This window comes from Ralstonia sp. ASV6 (genome assembly GCF_016429285.1).
GTDB classification, from domain to species: Bacteria; Pseudomonadota; Gammaproteobacteria; order Burkholderiales; family Burkholderiaceae; genus Ralstonia; species Ralstonia flaminis.
Genome location: NZ_JAELUI010000648.1, coordinates 1 through 302, shown reverse-complemented (window position 1 = coordinate 302; position 302 = coordinate 1). Strand labels below are relative to the sequence as shown.

Annotated in this window: 1 pseudogene; it reads left to right on the top strand. The window is 73.2% G+C overall.

Features of this window, described 5'->3' with window-relative positions:
* Window positions 1–186: 186 nt before the first annotated feature.
* Window positions 187–302: pseudogene (locus JHD73_RS28755) on the top strand (LysR family transcriptional regulator); the annotation flags it as partial.

Sequence of the window (302 nt, the reverse complement as noted above, 5' to 3'; positions counted from 1 at the left end):
CCCCCCCCCCCCCCCCCCCCCCCCCCCCCCCCCCCCCCCCCCCCCCCCCCCCCCCCCCCCCCCCCCCCCCCCCCCCCCCCCCCCCCCCCCCCCCCCCCCCCCCTTTTCAAGCAGAAGACGGCATCCGCGATCAGGCGCCATGTCTCGTGGGCTCGGAGATGTGTATAAGAGACAGGTCTGGTGCCGATGCTGGCGTCGTATCTGCGCACCTATCCCGAAGTGCAGGTCGACCTGACGCTGTCCGATCGTATTGCCGATGTGGTGGACGAAGGCTATGACGCGGTGATCCGCATCGCGCCGCT